Genomic DNA, 20,612 nt, shown 5'->3' with positions numbered 1-20,612 from the left:
CGAACAAAAAATGCGTGATATCGCGCGCGCCACAAGCACAGGAAACCCTTATGTCCGCTTTTACGCTTCGTCCCCGCCTGATGAGTCTGCTGCTCGGTCTGGCGATCAGCGGTAATGCGCTGGCTGCTACCGAAATCCCTTTCTGGCACTCAATGGAAGGCGAGTTAGGCAAAGAAGTCGATTCTCTGGCACAGCGTTTTAACCAGGCTCACCCGGATTACAAAATCGTTCCGACCTACAAAGGCAACTACGAGCAGAGCCTGGCTGCGGGTATCGCTGCGGTGCGCAGCGGTAAGGCACCGGCCATTCTGCAGGTTTACGAAGTGGGCACCGCCACCATGATGGCCTCTAAAGCCATCGTGCCGGTGCATGAAGTGTTTAAAGACGCCGGCGTGCCGATGGACCCGAAACAGTTTGTTCCTGCCGTTGCCGGTTACTACAGCGACAGCAACGGCCAGCTGATCTCACAGCCGTTTAACAGCTCCACGCCGGTGCTGTACTACAACAAAGACGCGTTCAAAAAAGCCGGTCTTAACCCGGATCAGCCACCGAAAACCTGGCAGGCGCTGGCGCAGGATGCCGCCGCGCTGCGTAAAGCCGGCATGAGCTGCGGCTATGCCAGCGGCTGGCAGGGCTGGATTCAGATCGAAAACTTCAGCGCCTGGCATGGCCTGCCGGTTGCCACCAAAAACAACGGCTTTGACGGTACCGACGCGGTGCTGGAGTTCAACAAACCCGTGCAGGTGCGCCACATCCAGCTGCTGGAAGAGATGAATAAGAAAGGTGATTTCACCTACTTTGGCCGTAAAGACGAGTCGACGTCCAAGTTCTACAACGGCGACTGCGGTATCACCACCGCCTCATCCGGTTCGCTGGCCGACATTAAGCATTACGCCAAATTCAACTTTGGCGTGGGCATGATGCCGTACGATGACACCGTGCCGAACGCACCGCAGAACGCCATTATCGGTGGCGCCAGCTTGTGGGTGATGAAAGGCAAAGATGCAGCGACTTACAAAGGCGCGGCGGAGTTCATGAAGTTCCTCGCCCAGCCGGATATTGCGGCAGAATGGCACCAGAAAACCGGTTATCTGCCGATCACCACCGCGGCTTATGAGCTGACCAAACAGCAGGGCTTTTATGACAAAAACCCGGGCGCCGACATCGCCACGCGGCAGATGCTGAATAAAGATCCGCTGCCGTTCACCAAAGGGATGCGTCTGGGCAACATGCCGCAGATTCGTACCATCGTCGACGAAGAGCTGGAAGGCGTGTGGACCGGGAAACAGTCGCCACAGGCAGCGCTGGACAACGCGGTGAAACGCGGCAACGAACTGCTGCGTCGCTTTGAACAGCAAGTGAAGTAACTCCGTAATGGCGGGATGGACGGGTATGTCCGTCCCGCTGTCTCTTTCTGACGAGCCTGCTATGTCCTCATCATCACGTCCGGTTTTCCGCGCCCGTTTGTTGCCGTATCTGCTGGTGGCCCCGCAGCTGGCGATCACCGCGATCTTTTTTCTCTGGCCCGCCGGAGAGGCGCTGTGGTACTCGCTGCAAAGCATCGATCCGTTTGGCATCTCCAGCACCTTTGTTGGCCTTGATAACTTCCGCCGCCTGTTCAGTGACGACTACTACCTTGATTCGTTCTGGACCACCCTCGTGTTTAGCGCGCTGGTGACGGTATGCGGCATGACATTCTCGCTGCTGCTGGCGGCGCTGGTGGATTACGTTATCCGGCTGAAAAAGCTCTATCAGACGCTGCTGCTGCTGCCGTATGCGGTAGCGCCGGTGGTTGCGGCGGTGCTGTGGATGTTCCTGTTCAATCCGGGGCTGGGGCTGTTCAGCCATCTGCTGAACCAGTTTGGCTACAACTGGAACTATGCGCAGAACAGCGGTCAGGCGATGTTCCTGATCGTATTAGCGTCGATCTGGCAGCAAATGAGCTACAACTTCCTGTTTTTCTTTGCCGCGCTGCAGTCCATTCCTAAATCGCTGGTGGAAGCCGCGGCGATTGACGGTGCCGGACCGGTGCGCCGTTTCTTTAATCTGTCGCTGCCGCTGATTACGCCGGTCAGCTTTTTCCTGCTGGTGGTGAATCTGGTTTACGCCTTTTTCGACACCTTCCCGGTGATTGATGCTGCCACCGGCGGCGGGCCGGTACAGGCTACAACCACGCTGATCTACAAAATCTACCGCGAAGGCTTCACCGGGCTCGATCTCTCGTCGTCCGCCGCGCAGTCGGTGGTGCTGATGTTGCTGGTTATCGGCCTGACCATTCTGCAATTCCGCTTTGTCGAGCGTAAGGTGCAATACCAATGATTGAAAATCGACGCGGGCTGGATATCTTCGCCCACACGCTGCTGGCGCTGGGGGTGCTGACCATTCTGTTCCCGCTGTACGTGGCGTTTGTCGCCGCGACGCTGGATAACAACGCGGTGTATCAGGTGCCGATGACGCTGGTGCCGGGCCCGCATCTCATCGACAACATCACCCACATCTGGCGCGATGGCGTCAACGGCAGCGCGGCGTTTGGCCTGATGATGCTGAACAGCCTGATCATGGCGCTGGGCATCACCGTGGGCAAAATCACGGTGTCGATGCTCTCGGCTTTTGCGCTGGTGTGGTTTCGCTTTCCGCTGCGCACGCTGTTTTTCTGGCTGATCTTTATCACCCTGATGCTGCCGGTAGAAGTGCGTATTTTCCCGACGGTGGAGGTGATCTCCACGCTGCACATGCTGGACAGTTACAGCGGTCTGACATTGCCGCTGATGGCCTCCGCGACCGCCACGTTCCTGTTCCGCCAGTTTTTTATGTCGCTGCCGGATGAACTGATTGAAGCGGCGCGCATTGACGGCGCCAGCCCGATGCGTTTCTTCTGGGATATCGTGCTGCCGCTGTCAAAAACCAATCTCGCCGCGCTGTTTGTCATCACCTTTATTTACGGCTGGAACCAGTATCTGTGGCCGCTGCTGATCATCAACGATGCCGGCCTGAGCACTGCCGTGGCGGGGGTGAAAAGTATGATCAACACCAGCGGCGGTCCGACGCAGTGGAACGAAGTGATGGCGGCGATGTTATTAACCCTGATCCCACCGGTGGTGGTGGTGCTTGTGATGCAGCGCGCTTTTGTGCGTGGCCTGGTGGAGAGTGAGAAATAGATGGCAGCGGTAACCCTTCAGACCGTTACGAAATCGTATGACGGCAAAAACCAAATCATTCAGCCGCTGAACATCACCATCAATGACGGTGAATTTATGGTGATGGTCGGCCCATCCGGCTGTGGAAAATCGACGCTGCTGCGCATGGTGGCCGGGCTGGAGCGCGTCACGTCGGGCGATATCTACATCGATGATCGGCGCGTCACCGACATGGAGCCGAAAGATCGCGGCATCGCCATGGTATTCCAGAATTACGCGCTCTACCCGCACATGACGGTGGGAGAAAACATGGCTTACGGCCTGAAGATCCGCGGCATGGGCAAGGAACAGATTACCCAGCGGGTGATGGATGCGGCGCGCAGTCTGGAGCTTGATCACCTGTTGCAGCGCCGTCCGCGCGAGCTCTCCGGCGGCCAGCGTCAGCGCGTGGCCATGGGCCGCGCCATCGTGCGGGAACCGGCAGTGTTTCTGTTTGATGAGCCGCTGTCGAACCTGGATGCGCGCCTGCGAGTGCAGATGCGTCTGGAGCTGCAGCAACTGCACCGCCGGCTGAAAACCACCAGCCTGTACGTCACGCACGATCAGGTTGAAGCCATGACGCTGGCGCAGCGCGTGATGGTGATGAATAAAGGCGTGGTGGAGCAGGTGGGCACGCCGGTGGAGGTGTATGAGCGTCCGGCCAGTCAGTTTGTTGCGTCGTTCATCGGCGCGCCGGCGATGAACCTGCTACCCGGTCAGATCAATAGCGATGGCTCGCGCTTTACGCTCGACGCGCTCAACAGCCTGCCGCTCGGCGCAGGCAAAGCGCGATGGGCCAACCGTCCGCTGACGCTCGGCATTCGTCCCGAGCATATTCAGCTCAGCAGCCGTGAGGCCGGCGGTGTGCCGCTGGTGGTGGATACGCTGGAGATCCTCGGCGCGGACAATCTTGCGCATGGCCACATTGGCAACACGCGGCTGGTGGTGCGTTTGCCGCACAGCGAGCGGCCGCAGGCTGGCAGCAGCCTGTGGCTACAACTGCCGCCAGATGCGTTACACTTCTTCGATTCTACCCATGGAAAGCGTCTGGAATGAGTGTAAAAAACTGGCCCTATCCGCACATTGTTGCGCATCGCGGCGGCGGCAGGCTGGCCCCGGAAAACACCCTGGCGGCGATTGATGTCGGCGCGCACTACGGTCATACCATGATCGAATTCGACGCCAAACTGTCACAGGATAAGCAGATTTTCCTGCTGCACGATGACACGCTGGACCGCACCAGCAACGGCTGGGGCGTGGCGGGCGATCTGCCGTGGCAGCAGCTGGCGCAGCTGGATGCCGGCAGCTGGTTTAGCCGTGAATTTGACGGTGAACCGCTGGCATTGCTGAGCGAGGTGGCCGCGCGCTGCCGCCAGCATCAGATGATGGCCAACATTGAGATCAAACCCAGCAGCGGTACAGAGGTGGAAACCGGACGTGATGTGGCGCTGGCCGCACGAACGCTGTGGCAGGGACAAACGGCACCGCTGCTGTCCTCGTTCTCGTACGCGGCGCTGGAAGCGGCGATGCAGGCCGCGCCGGAGCTGCCGCGCGGCCTGCTGCTGGATGAGTGGCACGACGACTGGCAGGCGCTGACCGCCGCGCTCGACTGCGTCTCCATCCATTTAAATCATCGCTTACTGGACGCCGGACGCACCGCCGCGCTTAAAGCCGCCGGTCTGCGTATTCTGGTGTATACCGTGAATCAGCCCGCGCGGGCGCGCGAGCTGCTGAGCTGGGGCGTGGATGCCATCTGTACCGATCGCATTGATGCTATCGGCCCGGACTTCCGTTAATTGCCGTACTGCGTCTGCGCATTGCTGTTCTGCTGGCCCGGCTGCGACTGAATCACGCGCTGCCGGGCGCTATCGCGCCGCTCCTGCAGCTTGCGCTGCATCTCCTGATTTTGCTGCTGCTGATCCTGACGCAACTGCTGCTGCTGTTGCTGCTGCTGGATCTGCATGCGCGTCTGCATCCGCTGCTGGCTTGGGTTATAGCCGGGTTGATTCGGTTGGTTAGTGTTGTTCAGCATGTTCGCCATGCCGCTCAGCGGCATCAGTGCCGCGATAACAATCAGCCATTTTTTCATGGTGTTCCTCCATCAGTGCGGCCTGCTGTGTGAGGTTGCTCGCCACCCGGCAGCAACCGCCGCAACCATAAGTTTATGCGATATCACAAACCCCAAAACCAGGAGTGCACCTAATTTGGCTTAACTGCTATCTTTTTTACAGTATTTGCAAACACTTGCAGCAATCAATAACAAATGTAAACAACTGAAAGGATGGTGGCGGGATGAGGATACATAACGGTGTGCGCCAGTTCGGCTGGGCGCTGTTAATGAGTTTTACCGTGGTGCAGGGGGCGCAGGCAGCGCCAGCCAGCGCACCGCCGGTGTCATATGGCGTCGACAGCGACACCTTTCACCCGGTGAAAGCGCAGCACGGAATGGTTGCGTCAGTGGACGCCATGGCAACCCGGGTGGGCGTCGATATCCTCAAACAAGGGGGTAACGCGGTAGATGCAGCGATTGCGGTGGGCTTTGCGCTGGCGGTCACTCACCCGCAGGCGGGTAACCTGGGCGGTGGCGGCTTTATGCTGCTGCGCACCGCTGCCGGCCGCACCACCGCCATTGATTTCCGCGAGATGGCGCCGGCGCGTGCCTCGCGCGATATGTTCCTGGATAAGCAGGGCAACGCGGATAGTAAGTTATCACTCACTTCTCATCTGGCGTCCGGCACGCCGGGCACCGTAGCCGGTTTTGCCCTGGCGGCGCAGAAGTACGGCACGCTGCCGCTCAGCACGCTGCTGGCGCCGGCGATCAAACTGGCGCGCGACGGCATCATCGTTAACGATGCGCTGGCTGACGATCTCGCTACCTACGGTAAAGAGAACCTGATCAACCACGACAACAGTCGCGCCATTTTCTACAAAGCCGACGGTCAGCCTTACCAGAAGGGCGATCGCCTGGTGCAGAAAAACCTCGCGCACAGCCTGCAGCTGATTGCCCAACAGGGGCCGGATGCTTTCTACAAAGGCAAAATTGCCGATGAGATCGCTGCCGAAATGGCGCAGCACGGCGGACTGATTGGCAAGGCGGATCTGGCGGCCTACCGCGCAGTGGAACGCAAGCCGGTGAGCGGCAGCTACCGTGGCTACGAGGTGTTCTCCATGCCGCCACCGTCGTCCGGCGGCATTCATATCGTGCAGATCCTCAATATCCTGGAAAACTTCGACCTGGCGAAATGGGGCTTCGGCAGCGCGGACGCGATGCAGGTTATGGCCGAAGCGGAAAAATATGCCTACGCCGACCGCTCCGAGTATCTCGGCGATCCCGACTTCGTTAAAGTGCCGCAGCAGGCGCTGACCAGCAAAGCCTACGCCAAAACGCTGGCCCAGCAGATTGATGTCAACAAGGCGCGCCCCTCAGCCGACATCAAGCCCGGCAAGCTGGCACCGTACGAGAGCAATCAAACCACTCACTTCTCGGTGGTGGATAAAGACGGCAACGCGGTGGCGGTGACCTACACGCTGAATACCTACTTTGGCAGCGGCGTGGTGGCCGGTAACAGCGGCATTCTGATGAACAATGAAATGGATGATTTCTCCGCCAAGCCGGGCACGCCAAACGTCTATGGCCTGGTGGGCGGTGAGGCGAACGCGATTCAGCCGGCCAAACGTCCGCTGTCATCGATGTCGCCAACCATTGTGGCGAAAGACGGTAAAACCTGGCTGGTGACCGGCAGCCCGGGCGGTAGTCGGATTATCACTACCGTGCTGCAAATGGTGGTGAACAGTATCGATTTCGGCATGAACGTGGCGGAAGCCACCAATGCGCCGCGCTTCCACCATCAGTGGCTGCCGGATCAGCTGCGCGTCGAGAAGGGCTTCAGCCCGGATACGCTGCGTCTGCTGGAAGCAAAAGGTCAGCATGTGAAAGTGCTGCCGGCGATGGGCAGCACGCAGAGCATCATGATTGGCCCGGACGGCATGCGCTACGGCGCGTCCGACCCGCGCTCGGTGGATGATTTGAGTGCCGGGTATTAACGTCGCGCAATAAATTGCGCCGCTACCTCACCGTGCACCGGCCGGTAGCGGCGCGATTCATCGCGCATTCCCTTTCAGACGCGCCATGTAGTGCGTATCGATCATCTGGCCGTCGCGGACCGCGAAACCTCTGGCGGTACCTTCAATCTCAAAACCAAACTGCTGATACAAACCCATGGCCTGGTGGTTATCCGCAAACACCGTCAGTTCAATCCGCGTGACCTGCAGCCAGTTGTCGCACAGATCCACCATCGCCGCCATCAGCGCTTTACCCACGCCGCGCCGATGGAATGCCGGATCAACGCCCATGCCGATAGTGGCGCAGTGACGGCGGCGTGCCACCGCCATAACTTCCAGCGTCAGCTGACCGACAACCTGCCCGTCAATACAGGCCACCAGCATGGTGACATGGGGACGGGGATTCGCGAGCCGCTCCTGCCAGAGTGACGGTGACTGATACGGCAGATGCAGCGTGCCCGCCTGAGTTTCCGGCTGGCTATAGATACGCGTCAGAACGGCGGCATCTTCGGGCGTTGCGTGACGAACAGTAACCTGACTCATAAAGCAGCTCCTTGCACTCAGTGAATGAAATCCCCTTTAACATCAGGGAATTCGCACGCAACGTCAACGGTAAAAAAATCGGGAAAGGGCTTTACAGACGCGAATGATAATGATTATTATTGTCAACGCGAATCCGGCAGCGTCTCCTGACAAACCGGGTAAGCACGACATTGCTCACATTGCTTCCAGTGTTTCTTAGCCAGCTCGGGTGCTGGCTTTTTTTTTGCCTGCGCCTCAGCCGAACGCCGTCCTCAGCACTTAATCCCTCTTCTCCTTCCGTGGCCGCAACGGCATAACATGACAAAAAAATGATAAACTCAGCGTATCTCTGACCTCAGGCGCACACGATGAAGAAGAAAAGACCGGTATTACAGGATGTTGCCGATCGCGTCGGCATCACAAAAATGACCGTCAGCCGCTACCTGCGGAACCCCGATCAGGTCTCTGCGGCGCTGCGCGACAAAATCGCCGTGGCGCTGGATGAACTCGGCTATATCCCCAACCGTGCGCCCGACATGCTCTCTAACGCCACCAGCCGCGCGATTGGCGTGCTGCTGCCCTCGCTCACCAACCAGGTGTTTGCCGACGTGCTGCGCGGCATTGAAACCGTGACCGATGAAGCGGGCTATCAGACGCTGGTGGCGCACTTCGGCTATAACCCGCACAAAGAGGAGCTGCAGCTGCGTTCGCTGCTGGGCTGGAACATTGATGGCGTGATCCTCACCGAACGTTCCCATACGCCGGGCACGCTGCGCATGCTGGAAGTGGCGGGCATTCCGGTGATCGAAATGATGGATTGCGTCACGCCGTGTCTTGATATGGCCGTGGGCTTCGACAACGTCGAGGCGGCGCGGCAGATGACGCATGCTATCCTCAGGAAAGGCCATCGTCACACCGTCTATCTGGGCGCGCGCCTCGATGAGCGTACGCTGCAAAAGCAGCAGGGCTACGAACAGGCGATGCGCGAAGCCGGGCTGACGCCACACAGCGTCATGATGGAAGATGCCTCCTCCTTCAGCGCCGGTGCCCAGTTGCTGCGCGAGGCGCAGAAGCGCTATCCGCACACTGACAGCCTGTTCTGTACCAATGATGACCTGGCGGTAGGCGCGATGTTTGAGTGCCAGCGCCAGGGGTTGCGCGTGCCGGAGCAGATGGCGATCGCCGGCTTTCACGGCCACGACATCACGCAGGTGGTCAATCCGCGGCTGGCTACGGTGCTGACGCCACGCGAACGCATGGGGCGTGAATCAGCCGCTATGCTGCTGGCGCGGATTGGCGGCGATCGCAGCGTGACCGCGCCGCTGGATGTCGGTTTTGAGATTGCCGAAGGTGGCAGCATCTGATTTTGGCGATTTTTTGAGTCAGTTCACACTTTCGTGCTTTTCCGCCTGACAAGGGTTGCCAGCGTCTGAGCGCGCTCGGACAATGGCAATCAAAATTGTTATCGGTAACATTGGCAGCTTAACCTGCCGGAGCGCAAAACCATGACCACGCCATCTCCATCGCACCACGTCTTTATCCTGATGGGTGTTTCCGGCAGCGGAAAGTCTGCCGTCGCCAATCAGGTGTCTCATCAGCTCAGCACCGCGTTTCTGGATGGTGATTTCCTGCATCCACGCAGCAACATCACCAAAATGGCGGAAGGCCATCCGCTGAACGACGACGATCGCCAGCCGTGGCTGCAGGCGCTGAATGATGCGGCGTTCGCGATGCAGCGCACCCAGGCGATCTCGATCATCGTCTGTTCAGCGCTGAAAAAGTCCTATCGCGACATCCTGCGTCAGGGCAACCACAACCTGAAATTCATCTATCTGAAGGGCGATTTTGCCACCATTGAGTCTCGTCTCAAGGCGCGCAAAGGCCACTTCTTCAAACCGCAGATGCTGGTGACACAGTTTGAAACCCTGCAGGAACCGGGTGCCGACGAGCCGGATGTGCTGGTTGTCGATATCAATCACTCACTGGATGAGGTAGTTGCGGCCACGGTTGCGACCATCGAGGGCGCAATCAACAAGGGTTAGTCATGAGTACCGCAACGCTGGTGTTAACCGCAGCAGGCTCTGTCCTGCTGCTGCTGTTTTTGGTGATGAAAGCGCGTATGCACGCCTTTGTCGCTCTGATGTTAGTGTCGATGGGTGCCGGTCTGTTCTCCGGTATGCCGCTGGATAAAATTGCTGAGACCATGCAAAAGGGCATGGGCGGCACGCTCGGCTTTCTCGCCATTGTGGTAGCGCTGGGCGCCATGTTCGGCAAAATTCTGCATGAAACCGGTGCGGTCGATCAGATCGCCATTCGCATGCTGAAAACCTTTGGCGAGCGGCGCGCGCACTATGCGATGGGCATTGCCGGGCTGATCTGTGCGCTGCCGCTGTTCTTTGAAGTGGCCGTGGTGTTGTTGATCAGCATCGCCTTCGCTGTGGCACGCCGTACCCACGATAATCTGGTCAAACTGGTGATCCCGCTGTTTGCCGGCGTCGCCGCCGCGGCTGCCTTTTTGCTGCCCGGACCGGCACCGATGCTGCTGGCGGCGCAGATGCACGCTGACTTTGGCTGGATGATCCTGCTGGGATTGTGCGCGGCGATTCCCGGCATGCTGATTGCCGGTCCGCTGTTCGGCAACCTGATTGCGCGCCATGTGACTTTCAGCGCGCCGCCGGAAGATCATCAGCCGGACGTCAGCGAGGGCCAGCTGCCGTCGTTTGGCTTTAGCCTGTCGCTGATTCTGTTCCCGCTGCTGCTGGTCGGGCTGAAAACCATCGGCGCGCGCTTTACCACACCGGATTCACGTCTGTATGCGTGGCTGGAGTTTATCGGCCATCCGTTTACCGCCATCCTGCTGGCGCTGCTGGTAGCGATTTACGGCCTGGCTTACCGTCAGGGCATGGATAAAGAGAAGGTGATGCAGGTATGCGGCAGTGCGCTGCAGCCGGCGGGGATTATTCTGCTGGTGATTGGTGCGGGCGGCGTGTTCAAGCAGGTGCTGGTGGATTCCGGCGTTGGTCCGGTGCTGGGCCACGCGCTGACCGGTGCCGGCATGCCGGTTGCGCTGGCCTGTTTTATTCTCTCCGGCGCGATTCGGGTGATTCAGGGCTCGGCCACGGTGGCCTGTTTAACCACCGTCGGGCTGGTGATGCCGGTGATTGAACCGTTGCATTACAGCGGTGCGCAGCTGGCGGCGCTGTCGATCTGCATTGGCGGCGGCTCGATTATTATCAGCCACGTCAACGATGCCGGTTTCTGGCTGTTTGGCCGCTTCACCGGTGCCACCGAAGGCGAGACGCTGAAGACCTGGACGCTGATGGAGACGATTCTCGGCACCACCGGCGCCATCGTCGGGATGATCGCGTTTAGTTTGTTGTCGTAATGGCAATGCGCAATAAATTGCGCCGTTACAGATTAATGCACAGCCTGTAGCGGCGCGATTTATCGCGCGTTGTAAAAATGATCAATCCACCTCGCGCTCATCGTCCGGCTGGTCCAGCACGGTGTACGCCACCGCGCAGAACAGCGAATTCAGGCGCTTCATATCTCCCAGCAAACCTAAATGCAGCGAACTGGTTTCGATGCTTTGCACATTCTGCCGGTGCAGGCGCTCGACGTGGGCGTGGGAATAACGGCGAATCAGGATGCGGAAACGGTGCTTGGCACGGCGCAGGCGCTTCGCGCTGGTGACGTCGTGCGACAGAAACACCGACAGGCTCAGGCGCAGGTTGCTTAACACCTGCTCCTGCAGCGAATTCAGCTCTTCCAGCCCTTCCGGCGAAAACGCCCGGCGCGCCTGCAGCGATTTGTCCGCCACGTCGGCGCTCATGCGCTCGATAATGTCGCCTGCCTGCTCCAGATTCAGCGCCATCTCAATCACCTCGGCCCAGCGGCGTGAATCCTCTTCCGCCAGATCCTCCTTCGGCATGCGCGCCAGATAGAGCTTAATGGCGGTGTACAGCACATCCACATCATCATCCAGCCGCCGCACTGCGCGCTCCTCGCGCAGTTCGCCCATCACCACCTTGTTGAAGCTCTCCAGCATCTGCTCCACCACATCGCCAATGCGCAGCGTTTCCCGCGCCGCGTTGGCCAGCGCCAGCGCCGGGGTATCCAGCGCGCTGCTGTCGAGGTGCTTAGGTTTGAGATGGGTCTGGTTTTCCGCATCGTCGGCGATCATGCGGCGGCACAGACGCGCCATCGGTTCGGCAAACGGCACCATCACCAGACAGCGCACCAGGTTGTAGAACACGTGGAAGAAGATCACCATCTCTTCATCGTTAACCGGCAGCTTATCCAGCAGATCGGCGATGTAATCGACAAACGGCAAAATAACGATGCTGCCAATCAGCTTGAACAACAGGCTGCCGAGCGCCACCCGCTTGCCGGCAGCATTGGATCCGCTGGCGTTGATCATCGCCAGCAAGCCGCTGCCGAGGTTAGCCCCAATTACCAGACACAGCGCCACTTTGAACGAGATAACGCCGGTGGCGGTCAGCGTGGCGGTAATCAGCACCGCAGCCAGGCTGGAGTAGCTGATGATGGCGAATACCGCGCCAATCAGCGCATCCAGCATGATATCGCCGGTCAGCGTCGAGAACAGCACCTGCACGCCGGCGGCCTGCGTAATGGGTTTGGCGGCGGCGACAATCAGCTGCAGCGCCAGCAGAATCAGCCCGAGGCCGATAGCTGCGCGTCCGATCTGACCGGCGCGCGTCTGTTTGCGGCTGAGGAAAAATACCACGCCAAAAAAGATAAACAGCGGCGACAGCCAGGAGAGATCGAAGGTCAGGATGCGCGCCATGATGGCGGTACCGACGTCGGCTCCCAGCACCACCACCAGCGCGGGCGTCAGGCTGACCAGATTCTGCGCCACAAACGAGGTGACTAATAACGTGGTGGCGTTACTGCTCTGCACCAGCGCGGTAACGCCAATCCCGGCAAGAAACGCCATCGGTTTTTTTTCCACGCTGCGGCTTAACACGCGACGCAGATCGGCACCGTACACGCGCATCACGCCGGTGCGGACAATGTGGGTGCCCCATACCAGCAGGGCGACGGCGGAGAGAAGGTTAAGCAGGGTTAGCACGAATAAAGGCTCCTATGCGCCAGGCAGAAAACAGGCGGCTGCCTGCCTGGCGATAAGCACAGCCGATAAATACCTGCGTCGCGCTGCGTTGCCAATTTTTCGTTTAATTTAAGCGACCTGGCGCAACGTCGACATCTCTAACTGTAGTCCAATCTGCATGCCGGCGGGGTGTAAATCTGCCACGCTGCGGTTGAGCACATCCACCGACAACTCGACCTGATTCGCCAGCACGCGATAGCGGATCACGTTCCCGAGCAGGCTATGGCTGAGAATGGTGGCCGCGATGCCTGCCTGCGGTGCGCACAGCTGGATGGATTCCGGACGAATCGCCACCTGGCTGCTGAACGGCTGACCGGTCAGCTGCGTTGCCTGTTCGGCACTCAGCAGGTTGTAGTTGCCAATAAAGCCCGCGGCGAACAGATCCACCGGCTGGGTATAGAGCGTTTCCGCGTTGCCGTTTTGCACAATGCGACCGCGGTTCATCAGCACAATACGGTCCGACAGCGTCAGCGCCTCTTCCTGATCGTGGGTGACAAAAATGGTGGTCAGCTTCAGCTCCTGCTGAATGTGGCGAATCTGCTCGCGCAGATGGCGGCGAATGCGGGCGTCCAGCGCCGACAGTGGTTCATCCAGCAGCAGCAGACGCGGCCGCGTCACCAGCGAACGCGCCAGCGCCACGCGTTGACACTGACCACCCGACAGCTGGTGCGGATAGCGGCGCGCGAAGTCGGTCAGCTCCACCAGCGCCAGCGCTTCCATCACGCGTTGCTGAATCTCGCCGGCGGGCAGTTTCTGCATCTTCAGGCCAAACGCGACGTTCTTCTCTACCGTCATATTGGGAAACAGCGCATAGCTCTGGAACACCATGCCAATGGTACGTTTCTGCGGCGGCAACGGCACCAGATCCTGGCCCTGCAGCAGAATGGTGCCGCTGTCGACATCAGTCAGGCCGGCGATGCAGCGCAGCAGTGTTGACTTGCCGCAGCCGCTCGGGCCGAGCAGGGTGACAAACTCACCTTCGTCGGCGCTGAAATCGATGTTTTCAAAAATGGTGGTCGGGCCGTAGCTTTTATTCAGTTGGGTAACGTTCAGGTAACTCATGGTCAGCCTCGTTCAGGATTGAGGGCATTGGCCAGCCAGGTGACCAGCAGGACAACCGCAAAATAAGAGATCACCAGCGCGCTGGTGAAATGCCCGCTGCCGTTGCGCATGTTGTAGAGATAAACCTGCAGCGTTTCATAGCGGGTGCCGACCAGCAGGTTAGCAAAGACAAACTCACCAATCAGAAAGGAGAAGGAGAGCAGCACGGCAATGAACACCCCTTTGCGCAGATTTGGCAGCACCACAAACAGGGCTGCCTGCCAGGTGCTGGCGCCCAGCAGATGAGCCGCGTCAATCAGCTCTTTCAGGTTGATGGCCTGCATATTGTTGGCAATGGCGCGGTAGATAAACGGCAACGCAATGGTGAAGTAACAGCCGATGAGAATCCATGGCGTGCCGGTCAGCATCAGCGGGCCCGAGGAGTAGAGCTGCAGCAGCCCGACCGACGAGACTACCGGCGGCACGGCAAACGGCATCAGAATCAACACGTTCATCACCGCGTCCAGTTTTGGATAGTAGTAAGCGATTACAAACATCGCAGGCAGCACCAGCAGAAGGGAGAACAGCAGCGCACCCACGCAGATCAGCAGCGAATGACCGAGCGCGGTGAGGAAGCGCGGATCGCTCCACAGCTGCGTCAGCCACTTCAGGGTAAAGCCCTGCGGCAGAATGGTATCGCTCCACTCGCTGGAGATGCCGTACAGCAGCGTCGCCAGCAGCGGTGCGGCGAGCACGATCAGCAGCAGCCAGACAATCAGGCGATGGTAGAGTTTTTCGACGCGAGACATGTCAGGACTCCTGTACGCGGGCATGCAGATAGCTGCGACGCACCAGATACTGCTGCACCACGGTAATCAGCGCCATAATCAGCACCAGCAGCATCGCCAGCGCGCCGCCGGTATTGGGATCGAGCGAGATATCGCCTGACACCAGCGCGGCGATGCGCACCGGCACCACGTTGAAGTTGCCGGTGGTCAGCGCGTAAATGGTGGCGTAGGCGCCCAGCGCGTTGGCCAGCAAAATCACAAAGGTGCCGAGCAGCGCCGGAAACAGAATCGGCAGGCCGATGTGCCACCAGTAGCGCCAGCGGCTGGCACCAAGCAGTGCCGCCGACTCTTCCCAGTCTTTCCGCAGCCCGTCAAACGCCGGATAGAGCAGCAGAATACCGAGCGGAATCTGGAACCAGGTGTAAACCAGCACCATGCCGTCGCGCGAAAACAGCTTAAAGCTGTCCAGCCAGCCGTAGTGGCGCAGCAGCAGCGTCAGGCAGCCGTTAAGTCCGAGCAGGATGACAAAGGCGAAGGCCAGCGGCACGCCGGCGAAGTTGCTGGTCATATTAGTGAACGACAGCAAAAAGCGCTGAAAACGCCCGTTGCCGAGCTTGTGCAGCGAATAACCGGCAAGCAGCGCGATCAGCAGGCCGTAAACGCTCGACCACAGCGAAATATCCAGCGACAGGCGAAAGGCCTGCAGGTAGAACGGTGAAGTGAGGATATCGCTGTAGTTATCGATGCCCCAGCGCTCGTTGATATCGCTCCAGAAGCTGTTGATGGCAATCCACAGCAGCGGCGCGAGCTGGAAGGCGATCCAGAACAGCACGAACGGCAGCAGCAGCAGCGAGGCCAGGGTTTTGCCCTTCATCAGCGCGGCTCCGCCAGCAGACCGCGACACAGCGGTTTGTCGTGCGGGACGCCGAGCAGGGTGCAGACGGTGCCGCACAGGTCGGTTTGCTGCGGCTCCAGGTCGGGCTGCAGCGAGAAGCCGCGGCCAAACACAAACAGCGGCACCTGCGTCTCTTCCGGCAGAATACCGCCGTGCGAGCGATCGTCGTTCATGCCGTGATCGGCGGTGACAATCACCTGATAACCGGCGGCCAGCCAGCCGGGCATCCACTGCGACAGATAGCCATCCGCCATTCGTGCCCGGTTACGGTACTGCGGTGATGACAGGCTGTGCTTGTGCCCGGCATCGTCGATGTTCATTGGGTGAATCAGCAGGAAATCGGGATCGTGCTGCAGGCGCAGGCTTTCGGCATCCTCGAACAGATGCGAATCGGGATAACCGTCGTCCCAGTAGAAATGGCCGTACTGGATCGGCAGGTCGGGCGCGTTAGTGTGGCGATCGCGCGCGGCGTTGAACGGCGAGCGGTTATACAGTTCGCTCACCCAGTGATAAGCGGCAGCGGCGGTAGTGAGTCCGGCGTCGCGCGCGTAGTGGAAGATACTGCGCTGATTGCTCAGGCGATTGACGCCGTTGTGAATGATGCCGCTGCGCACCGGCGGAATGCCGGTCAGAATGCATTCGTACAGCGGACGCGACAGCGACGGCAGTTCGCAGGTTAACGTGTAATAGTGGCCGTTGCCCTGTTTGCATTCGGCAAACAGATAGCCCATGGCGTGCTGCGCCACCTGATTACTCAGCCCATCGAGTACCACCAGGATTGTTTTCATCCCCGCTCCCTCAGGTGCGCATGAATGCGCACCCTGTAAAAATTGGTGATAGGTACCGGCGCAATGTATTGCGCATTGCCGGAAAACGGATGCGCGATACATCGCGCCGCTACGGTATGTGCGACTGGCAGAACGTCTGCGTTACTGCTTCATGTTAATAACCACATTCTCCTGCCACAGGCGCGGCAGCAGTTTTGAGGTCTTATCCCAGGCAGCCTGATCTTTGATCGGACGGGCATTTTTATATTCCGACTGCGGCAGCAGTTTGGCCTGCACGTCTGCCGGCAGCGTTAAATGCTCGGCGCGAATCGGGCGTGCATAGCCTTTCGCCAGGTTGATCTGGCCCTCATCCGACAGAATGTATTCACGCGCCAGCTTCGCCGCGTTCGGGTGGCGGGCGTATTTGTTGATAATGGTGGTATAGCCAGAAGTCACGGACCCGTCCGACGGAATCACCACTTCGTAGCGATTTTTATCAATCTGGTCGCGGTAGTTCAGACCGTTGAAGTCCCACACCACGGCGACCTGAATCTCACCTTTTTCGATGTTGGCGATCACCGGATCGGTCACGCCAAGGCGGCCCTGTTTCGCCAGCTCGCCAAAGAACGCCAGCGCCGGCTTGATGTTCTTCTCGTCACCGCCCAGCGCATAGCTGGCGGCGAGGACGCCGTTTGCCGCCTGAGCAGCCGTGCCGACGTCGCCGATAGTGACCACATACTTACCTTTTTTCAGATCGGCCCAGCTGTGCGGTGCGTCTTTCACCTGCTGCTTGTCGATCAGGAAAGCGATGGTGCCGGTGTAGGCCAGCATCCAGTTGCCATCGGCGTCTTTCGCCCATGCCGGAATTTGATCCCAGTGCGTCGGTTTATAGGGTTGCGCCACGCCTTTGGCGACGGCAATCGGGCCGAAAGCGGCGCCCACGTCGCCGATATCGGCGCTGGCGTTATCCTGCTCGGCGGCAAACTTCGCCAGCTCCTGCGCCGAAGACATATCGGTATCGCTTTGCTTCAGACCGTATTTGGTGCTGAGATCGTTCCAGGTATCTTTCCAGTTGGCCCAGGTGTCAGGCATACCGACGCTGTTAACCTGGCCTTCGGCGCGCGCGGCTTTTTCCAGCGCGGCAACATCGTTATCGGCGGCCTGCGCGGCGGGCAGCGCAAGCAGAACGGCACTGGCTACTACAGAAGAGATAAACGCTTTCATCTCGGTTGCTCCGGGTGTAAGTTGTGGGTCGTCGTGGTCTAGTCCAGCAAGAACCGAGCCAATGTAGCCCGGATAGATGAAGGTTTTATGACCGGGGTGTTGAAATGGGATGTGGCGCGTCGTTCCACATGCGGTTACAGCGCGCTAAAGCGTGGGATGTGCCTTGTCACATTGTAGTCATCGAACTGTCATAGTGCAGATTTGCCCCAAAATGAGGCTAAAAAAATGTCGTCGAAAACCGCAGATGTGATCGCCGCCGCACTATGCGTACGGATTGAAAACGGAGAGTTTGTCACCAGACGATTACCGGCCGAGCGCGCGTTGAGCGAACAATATTCCACCACGCGCATCACGCTGCGTGAAGCGCTTGGCCTGCTGGAAGCGCAGGGCGTCATCTACCGCGAACTGCGGCGCGGCTGGTTTATTGCGCCGCCGCGTCTCATCTATAACCCGGCACATCACAGCCACTTTCACGCCATGGCGCTGCAGCAGGGGCGCATTGCCAGCACTGAGGTGATGGAGGCGCGCGAGGTGCCGGCGCAGCTGGCAATTGCGCGTCACCTGCAACTGCTGGAAGGCGATCAGGTGTACCGCATTCGCCGCCTGCGCCGCATTGATGGCCGCGCGGTGCTGTACGTCGAGCATTACCTCAATCCGGCCTTCTTTCCCGGTCTGCTGCGTGAAGATCTCACCCGCTCGCTGACCGATCTGTATGACCAGCGCTACGGCATTCACTATGGCGGCGCACGGTTTACCATTTTGCCCGGTCCGCTTCCGGCGCGGGCGGCGCCCGCACTGAACGTAGCGAGCGGTACGCCCGGCCTGCTGATTACGCGTATCAACCGTGACCAGCATAAGCGGGTGATTGACTGCGACTGTGAGTACTGGCGTTACGACGCGCTGTGTGTTGATGTTGAAGTGTGATGTATTGTGATTTAGATCACATTACAGCATGATAGCGCCAGAAGAATCTCGTCATCTGAGGCGCAAAATAATGACAACAAAACCAGCGGCGGGGCAGCTTATTGCTTCGGTATTACAATGGGTACTGAACATTGGCCTGGTGATTCTGGCCGTTATTCTGGTAGTGTTTCTTGGTAAAGAGACCATTCACCTGGCGAATGTGCTGTTCAGCACCGGTGAGCAGGCGTCCTCGTATCTGCTGATCGAAGGCATTGTGATCTACTTTCTCTACTTCGAGTTTATCGCGCTGATTGTGAAGTACTTTCAGTCCGGCTATCACTTTCCGCTGCGCTACTTCGTCTATATCGGCATCACGGCGATTATTCGTCTGATCATTGTCGACCATAAAAATCCTTTCGATACGTTGTGCTACTCGGCGGCCATTTTGATTCTGGTGGTGACGCTGTGGCTGGCCAACAGTAACCGCCTGAAACGCGAGTAATTCCTCCCGCGACGCCAGCGTGGCACAAGCAGATGTGTCACGCTGAGCGCGGTGCGCTACACTAGGGCAACTTTTTTACCGGAGATGTCCTGATGTCGCATGACGCGCTGCGCCAGTTACGCGCACTGCACTGGCTGCCAGCCTCTTCCCCGTTACTTTCACCGCCGCTGCTTGACTGGCTGCTGGAAGAAGACTCAATGACGCGCCGCTTTGAGCAGCACTGCCAGCAGGTTACCGTACAACTGCTGCGGGAAGCGTTCATTACCGCCGATGAGATGCCGCAGGAAGCGGCGTTTCTGCCTGCCGACACGCGCTTCTGGCTGCGTGAAATCGTGCTGTGCGGTGACAATGAACCCTGGCTGATTGGCCGAACCGTGGTGCCGGAGAGCACGCTGAACGGGCCGGAACAGATGCTGCAAAATCTCGGCACGCGGCCACTGGGACGCTACCTGTTTTCCTCCTCGACGCTGAGCCGCGATTTTATCGATCCGGGCCAGATTGATGACCTGTGGGGACGCCGCTCGCGGCTGCGCCTGTCCGGCAAACCGCTGCTGTTAACTGAACTGTTTTTACCGGCGTCGCCGCTGTACCGCGCGCTGAAGCAAGGATAACGCCCCGTGCAAAAGACTTTAACCATGAGCAAATGGCAGGCCTATAGTCGCCTGATGCGTATTGATAAACCGATTGGCACGCTGCTCCTGCTGTGGCCGACACTGTGGGCGCTGTGGCTGTCCGGCATGGCGATTCCGCCGCTGTCGGTGCTGGTGGTGTTCGTCCCTGGCGTGTTTGTGATGCGTGCGGCGGGCTGCGTGATCAACGATTATGCCGACCGTAACGTCGACGGCCACGTGAAACGCACCGCCGCGCGACCGTTAGCCAGCGGCGCGGTAACGGAGAAAGAGGCGAAACTGCTGTTCGCCGGCCTCGGTCTGCTGGCGTTCCTGCTGGTGCTGACCATGAACCGCATGACCATTCTGCTGTCATTTGGCGGGCTGGCGCTGGCGTGGGTTTATCCCTTTATGAAGCGTTATACCCATCTGCCGCAGGTGGTGCTGGGCGCGGCGTTTGGCTGGGCGATTCCGATGGGCTGGGCGGCGGTTAGTGAGTCCTTACCCTTTGTCTGCTGGCTGGTGTTTCTCGCCAATATTTGCTGGACGGTGGCTTATGACACCCAGTACGCCATGGTTGACCGCGACGACGATCTGAAGATTGGCGTGAAATCGACGGCGATTCTGTTTGGGCGTTACGACAAGCTGATTATCGGGCTGTTACAGCTGGCCGCGCTGGGCCTGATGGCGCTGGTGGGCATTTTACTGCATCTGAACGGTGCGTTTTACTGGTCGCTGCTGCTGGCGGGCGGGCTGTTTGTGCATCAGCAGAAACTGATTGCCGGGCGTGAACGTGAGCTGTGCTTCCAGGCATTCCTCAACAACAACTACGTTGGCCTGGTGCTGTTTATTGGCGTGCTGCTTAATACCCAGCCGTTTGTTGCGCTGTTCTGATGATGGGGTGATTAACCCCGGCGGCGCGCCGGTCGCCGTAGTGGGAAGCGCGTTCTTTTCACGCCTGAATTCTGACAACAAAAACCGCGGCGCAATCTG

The 20,612-nt window shown here is 59.1% G+C and carries 21 protein-coding genes; 13 read left to right on the top strand and 8 right to left on the bottom strand.

Annotation, left to right across the window (positions count from 1 at the left end; translation table 11 throughout):
* Positions 1-50: 50 nt before the first annotated feature.
* The 5 genes from ugpB to ugpQ all read left to right on the top strand — a co-directional run bounded on the left by ugpB (position 51) and on the right by ugpQ (position 4,972).
* Complete coding sequence (gene ugpB / locus C1N56_RS17610) at positions 51-1,367, top strand: sn-glycerol-3-phosphate ABC transporter substrate-binding protein UgpB (protein WP_058757579.1); 1,317 nt, start codon at positions 51-53, stop codon at positions 1,365-1,367.
* Positions 1,368-1,428: 61 nt separating this feature from the next.
* Positions 1,429-2,319 (top strand): sn-glycerol-3-phosphate ABC transporter permease UgpA, encoded by an 891-nt coding sequence (gene ugpA / locus C1N56_RS17605; RefSeq protein ID WP_058774944.1) that lies wholly within the window; start codon positions 1,429-1,431, stop codon positions 2,317-2,319.
* Positions 2,316-3,158, top strand: a complete 843-nt coding sequence (ugpE, locus tag C1N56_RS17600) for a sn-glycerol-3-phosphate ABC transporter permease UgpE (protein WP_021508002.1) — start codon at positions 2,316-2,318, stop codon at positions 3,156-3,158. The genes ugpA and ugpE overlap by 4 nt, the downstream gene beginning before the upstream one ends.
* Positions 3,159-4,232, top strand: a complete 1,074-nt coding sequence (locus C1N56_RS17595) for a sn-glycerol-3-phosphate import ATP-binding protein UgpC (RefSeq protein WP_021508001.1) — start codon at positions 3,159-3,161, stop codon at positions 4,230-4,232.
* A complete protein-coding gene (gene ugpQ, locus C1N56_RS17590) occupies positions 4,229-4,972 on the top strand; it encodes a glycerophosphodiester phosphodiesterase (RefSeq protein ID WP_394516925.1) in 744 nt (247 codons plus the stop codon). Before C1N56_RS17595 ends, ugpQ begins: the two co-directional genes overlap by 4 nt.
* On the opposite strand, the gene C1N56_RS17585 is transcribed toward ugpQ, so the two are convergent.
* The gene (locus tag C1N56_RS17585) at positions 4,969-5,265 is read right to left on the bottom strand and encodes a DUF2756 domain-containing protein (RefSeq protein WP_058780901.1); all 297 of its coding nucleotides are present in this window, start codon (positions 5,263-5,265) and stop codon (positions 4,969-4,971) included. The two genes, ugpQ and C1N56_RS17585, sit on opposite strands and share 4 nt — an antisense overlap.
* Before the next feature lie 203 nt (positions 5,266-5,468).
* On the opposite strand from C1N56_RS17585, the gene ggt reads away from it, so the two are divergent.
* The gene (gene ggt, locus C1N56_RS17580) at positions 5,469-7,220 is read left to right on the top strand and encodes a gamma-glutamyltransferase (RefSeq protein WP_021507998.1); all 1,752 of its coding nucleotides are present in this window, start codon (positions 5,469-5,471) and stop codon (positions 7,218-7,220) included.
* A 57-nt stretch (positions 7,221-7,277) separates the two neighbouring features.
* On the opposite strand, the gene C1N56_RS17575 is transcribed toward ggt, so the two are convergent.
* On the bottom strand, positions 7,278-7,781 hold the full coding sequence (locus C1N56_RS17575) for a GNAT family N-acetyltransferase (protein ID WP_058770006.1): 504 nt from the start codon (positions 7,779-7,781) through the stop codon (positions 7,278-7,280).
* A gap of 347 nt (positions 7,782-8,128) precedes the next feature.
* Between C1N56_RS17575 and gntR the strand changes: the two genes are divergently transcribed.
* From gntR to gntU, 3 genes are all read left to right on the top strand, one after another.
* Positions 8,129-9,124 carry a gluconate operon transcriptional repressor GntR gene (gene gntR / locus C1N56_RS17570; RefSeq protein ID WP_021507996.1) on the top strand — a complete coding sequence of 332 codons (996 nt, stop codon included), beginning with the start codon at positions 8,129-8,131 and terminating at the stop codon, positions 9,122-9,124.
* A gap of 141 nt (positions 9,125-9,265) precedes the next feature.
* The gene (gene gntK, locus C1N56_RS17565; protein ID WP_010615889.1) at positions 9,266-9,802 is read left to right on the top strand and encodes a gluconokinase; all 537 of its coding nucleotides are present in this window, start codon (positions 9,266-9,268) and stop codon (positions 9,800-9,802) included.
* A gap of 2 nt (positions 9,803-9,804) precedes the next feature.
* On the top strand, positions 9,805-11,145 hold the full coding sequence (gntU, locus tag C1N56_RS17560) for a gluconate transporter (RefSeq protein WP_394516924.1): 1,341 nt from the start codon (positions 9,805-9,807) through the stop codon (positions 11,143-11,145).
* Between the two features lie 81 nt (positions 11,146-11,226).
* Here the strand turns inward: gntU and C1N56_RS17555 are convergent, their stop codons facing one another.
* The 6 genes from C1N56_RS17555 to C1N56_RS17530 all read right to left on the bottom strand — a co-directional run bounded on the left by C1N56_RS17555 (position 11,227) and on the right by C1N56_RS17530 (position 17,606).
* Positions 11,227-12,852, bottom strand: coding sequence for a Na/Pi cotransporter family protein (locus tag C1N56_RS17555; protein ID WP_031279764.1), 1,626 nt, complete (start codon positions 12,850-12,852; stop codon positions 11,227-11,229).
* A gap of 108 nt (positions 12,853-12,960) precedes the next feature.
* Positions 12,961-13,953: an ABC transporter ATP-binding protein gene (locus C1N56_RS17550; RefSeq protein WP_021507867.1), complete on the bottom strand. Its 993-nt coding sequence runs from the start codon at positions 13,951-13,953 to the stop codon at positions 12,961-12,963.
* 2 nt (positions 13,954-13,955) lie between these two features.
* A complete protein-coding gene (locus C1N56_RS17545) occupies positions 13,956-14,741 on the bottom strand; it encodes an ABC transporter permease (RefSeq protein WP_058757571.1) in 786 nt (261 codons plus the stop codon).
* 1 nt (position 14,742) lies between these two features.
* Positions 14,743-15,594, bottom strand: a complete 852-nt coding sequence (locus C1N56_RS17540) for an ABC transporter permease (protein WP_394516923.1) — start codon at positions 15,592-15,594, stop codon at positions 14,743-14,745.
* Entirely contained in the window at positions 15,594-16,403 is an 810-nt protein-coding gene (locus C1N56_RS17535; RefSeq protein ID WP_058770008.1) for an alkaline phosphatase family protein, read from the bottom strand. Before C1N56_RS17535 ends, C1N56_RS17540 begins: the two co-directional genes overlap by 1 nt.
* 141 nt (positions 16,404-16,544) lie before the next feature.
* Entirely contained in the window at positions 16,545-17,606 is a 1,062-nt protein-coding gene (locus C1N56_RS17530; protein WP_394516922.1) for an ABC transporter substrate-binding protein, read from the bottom strand.
* A gap of 225 nt (positions 17,607-17,831) precedes the next feature.
* Between C1N56_RS17530 and C1N56_RS17525 the strand changes: the two genes are divergently transcribed.
* From C1N56_RS17525 to ubiA, 4 genes are all read left to right on the top strand, one after another.
* Complete coding sequence (locus C1N56_RS17525; protein ID WP_394516921.1) at positions 17,832-18,530, top strand: UTRA domain-containing protein; 699 nt, start codon at positions 17,832-17,834, stop codon at positions 18,528-18,530.
* 70 nt (positions 18,531-18,600) lie between these two features.
* The gene (gene psiE / locus C1N56_RS17520) at positions 18,601-19,011 is read left to right on the top strand and encodes a phosphate-starvation-inducible protein PsiE (RefSeq protein WP_010616618.1); all 411 of its coding nucleotides are present in this window, start codon (positions 18,601-18,603) and stop codon (positions 19,009-19,011) included.
* A 92-nt stretch (positions 19,012-19,103) separates the two neighbouring features.
* Positions 19,104-19,622: a chorismate lyase gene (ubiC, locus tag C1N56_RS17515; protein WP_010616617.1), complete on the top strand. Its 519-nt coding sequence runs from the start codon at positions 19,104-19,106 to the stop codon at positions 19,620-19,622.
* 24 nt (positions 19,623-19,646) lie between these two features.
* On the top strand, positions 19,647-20,513 hold the full coding sequence (ubiA, locus tag C1N56_RS17510) for a 4-hydroxybenzoate octaprenyltransferase (RefSeq protein ID WP_394517487.1): 867 nt from the start codon (positions 19,647-19,649) through the stop codon (positions 20,511-20,513).
* Positions 20,514-20,612 lie beyond the last annotated feature (99 nt).

Source organism: Pantoea sp. SGAir0175 (assembly GCF_043547855.1).
The sequence above is the reverse complement of the archived record's forward strand: the minus strand, read 5'-3'. Positions and strand labels throughout refer to the sequence as shown.

Coding starts and splice junctions, on each gene's coding strand:
- C1N56_RS17540 (WP_394516923.1), bottom strand. CDS start 15,594: ATGAAGGGCAAAACCCTGGCCTCGCTGCTGCTGCTGCCGTTCGTGCTG.
- C1N56_RS17535 (WP_058770008.1), bottom strand. CDS start 16,403: ATGAAAACAATCCTGGTGGTACTCGATGGGCTGAGTAATCAGGTGGCG.
- gntR (WP_021507996.1), top strand. CDS start 8,129: ATGAAGAAGAAAAGACCGGTATTACAGGATGTTGCCGATCGCGTCGGC.
- ugpE (WP_021508002.1), top strand. CDS start 2,316: ATGATTGAAAATCGACGCGGGCTGGATATCTTCGCCCACACGCTGCTG.
- C1N56_RS17530 (WP_394516922.1), bottom strand. CDS start 17,606: ATGAAAGCGTTTATCTCTTCTGTAGTAGCCAGTGCCGTTCTGCTTGCG.
- C1N56_RS17595 (WP_021508001.1), top strand. CDS start 3,159: ATGGCAGCGGTAACCCTTCAGACCGTTACGAAATCGTATGACGGCAAA.
- C1N56_RS17545 (WP_058757571.1), bottom strand. CDS start 14,741: ATGTCTCGCGTCGAAAAACTCTACCATCGCCTGATTGTCTGGCTGCTG.
- C1N56_RS17585 (WP_058780901.1), bottom strand. CDS start 5,265: ATGAAAAAATGGCTGATTGTTATCGCGGCACTGATGCCGCTGAGCGGC.
- ggt (WP_021507998.1), top strand. CDS start 5,469: ATGAGGATACATAACGGTGTGCGCCAGTTCGGCTGGGCGCTGTTAATG.
- ubiA (WP_394517487.1), top strand. CDS start 19,647: ATGAGCAAATGGCAGGCCTATAGTCGCCTGATGCGTATTGATAAACCG.
- psiE (WP_010616618.1), top strand. CDS start 18,601: ATGACAACAAAACCAGCGGCGGGGCAGCTTATTGCTTCGGTATTACAA.
- gntK (WP_010615889.1), top strand. CDS start 9,266: ATGACCACGCCATCTCCATCGCACCACGTCTTTATCCTGATGGGTGTT.
- gntU (WP_394516924.1), top strand. CDS start 9,805: ATGAGTACCGCAACGCTGGTGTTAACCGCAGCAGGCTCTGTCCTGCTG.
- ubiC (WP_010616617.1), top strand. CDS start 19,104: ATGTCGCATGACGCGCTGCGCCAGTTACGCGCACTGCACTGGCTGCCA.
- C1N56_RS17550 (WP_021507867.1), bottom strand. CDS start 13,953: ATGAGTTACCTGAACGTTACCCAACTGAATAAAAGCTACGGCCCGACC.
- ugpA (WP_058774944.1), top strand. CDS start 1,429: ATGTCCTCATCATCACGTCCGGTTTTCCGCGCCCGTTTGTTGCCGTAT.
- ugpB (WP_058757579.1), top strand. CDS start 51: ATGTCCGCTTTTACGCTTCGTCCCCGCCTGATGAGTCTGCTGCTCGGT.
- ugpQ (WP_394516925.1), top strand. CDS start 4,229: ATGAGTGTAAAAAACTGGCCCTATCCGCACATTGTTGCGCATCGCGGC.
- C1N56_RS17575 (WP_058770006.1), bottom strand. CDS start 7,781: ATGAGTCAGGTTACTGTTCGTCACGCAACGCCCGAAGATGCCGCCGTT.
- C1N56_RS17525 (WP_394516921.1), top strand. CDS start 17,832: ATGTCGTCGAAAACCGCAGATGTGATCGCCGCCGCACTATGCGTACGG.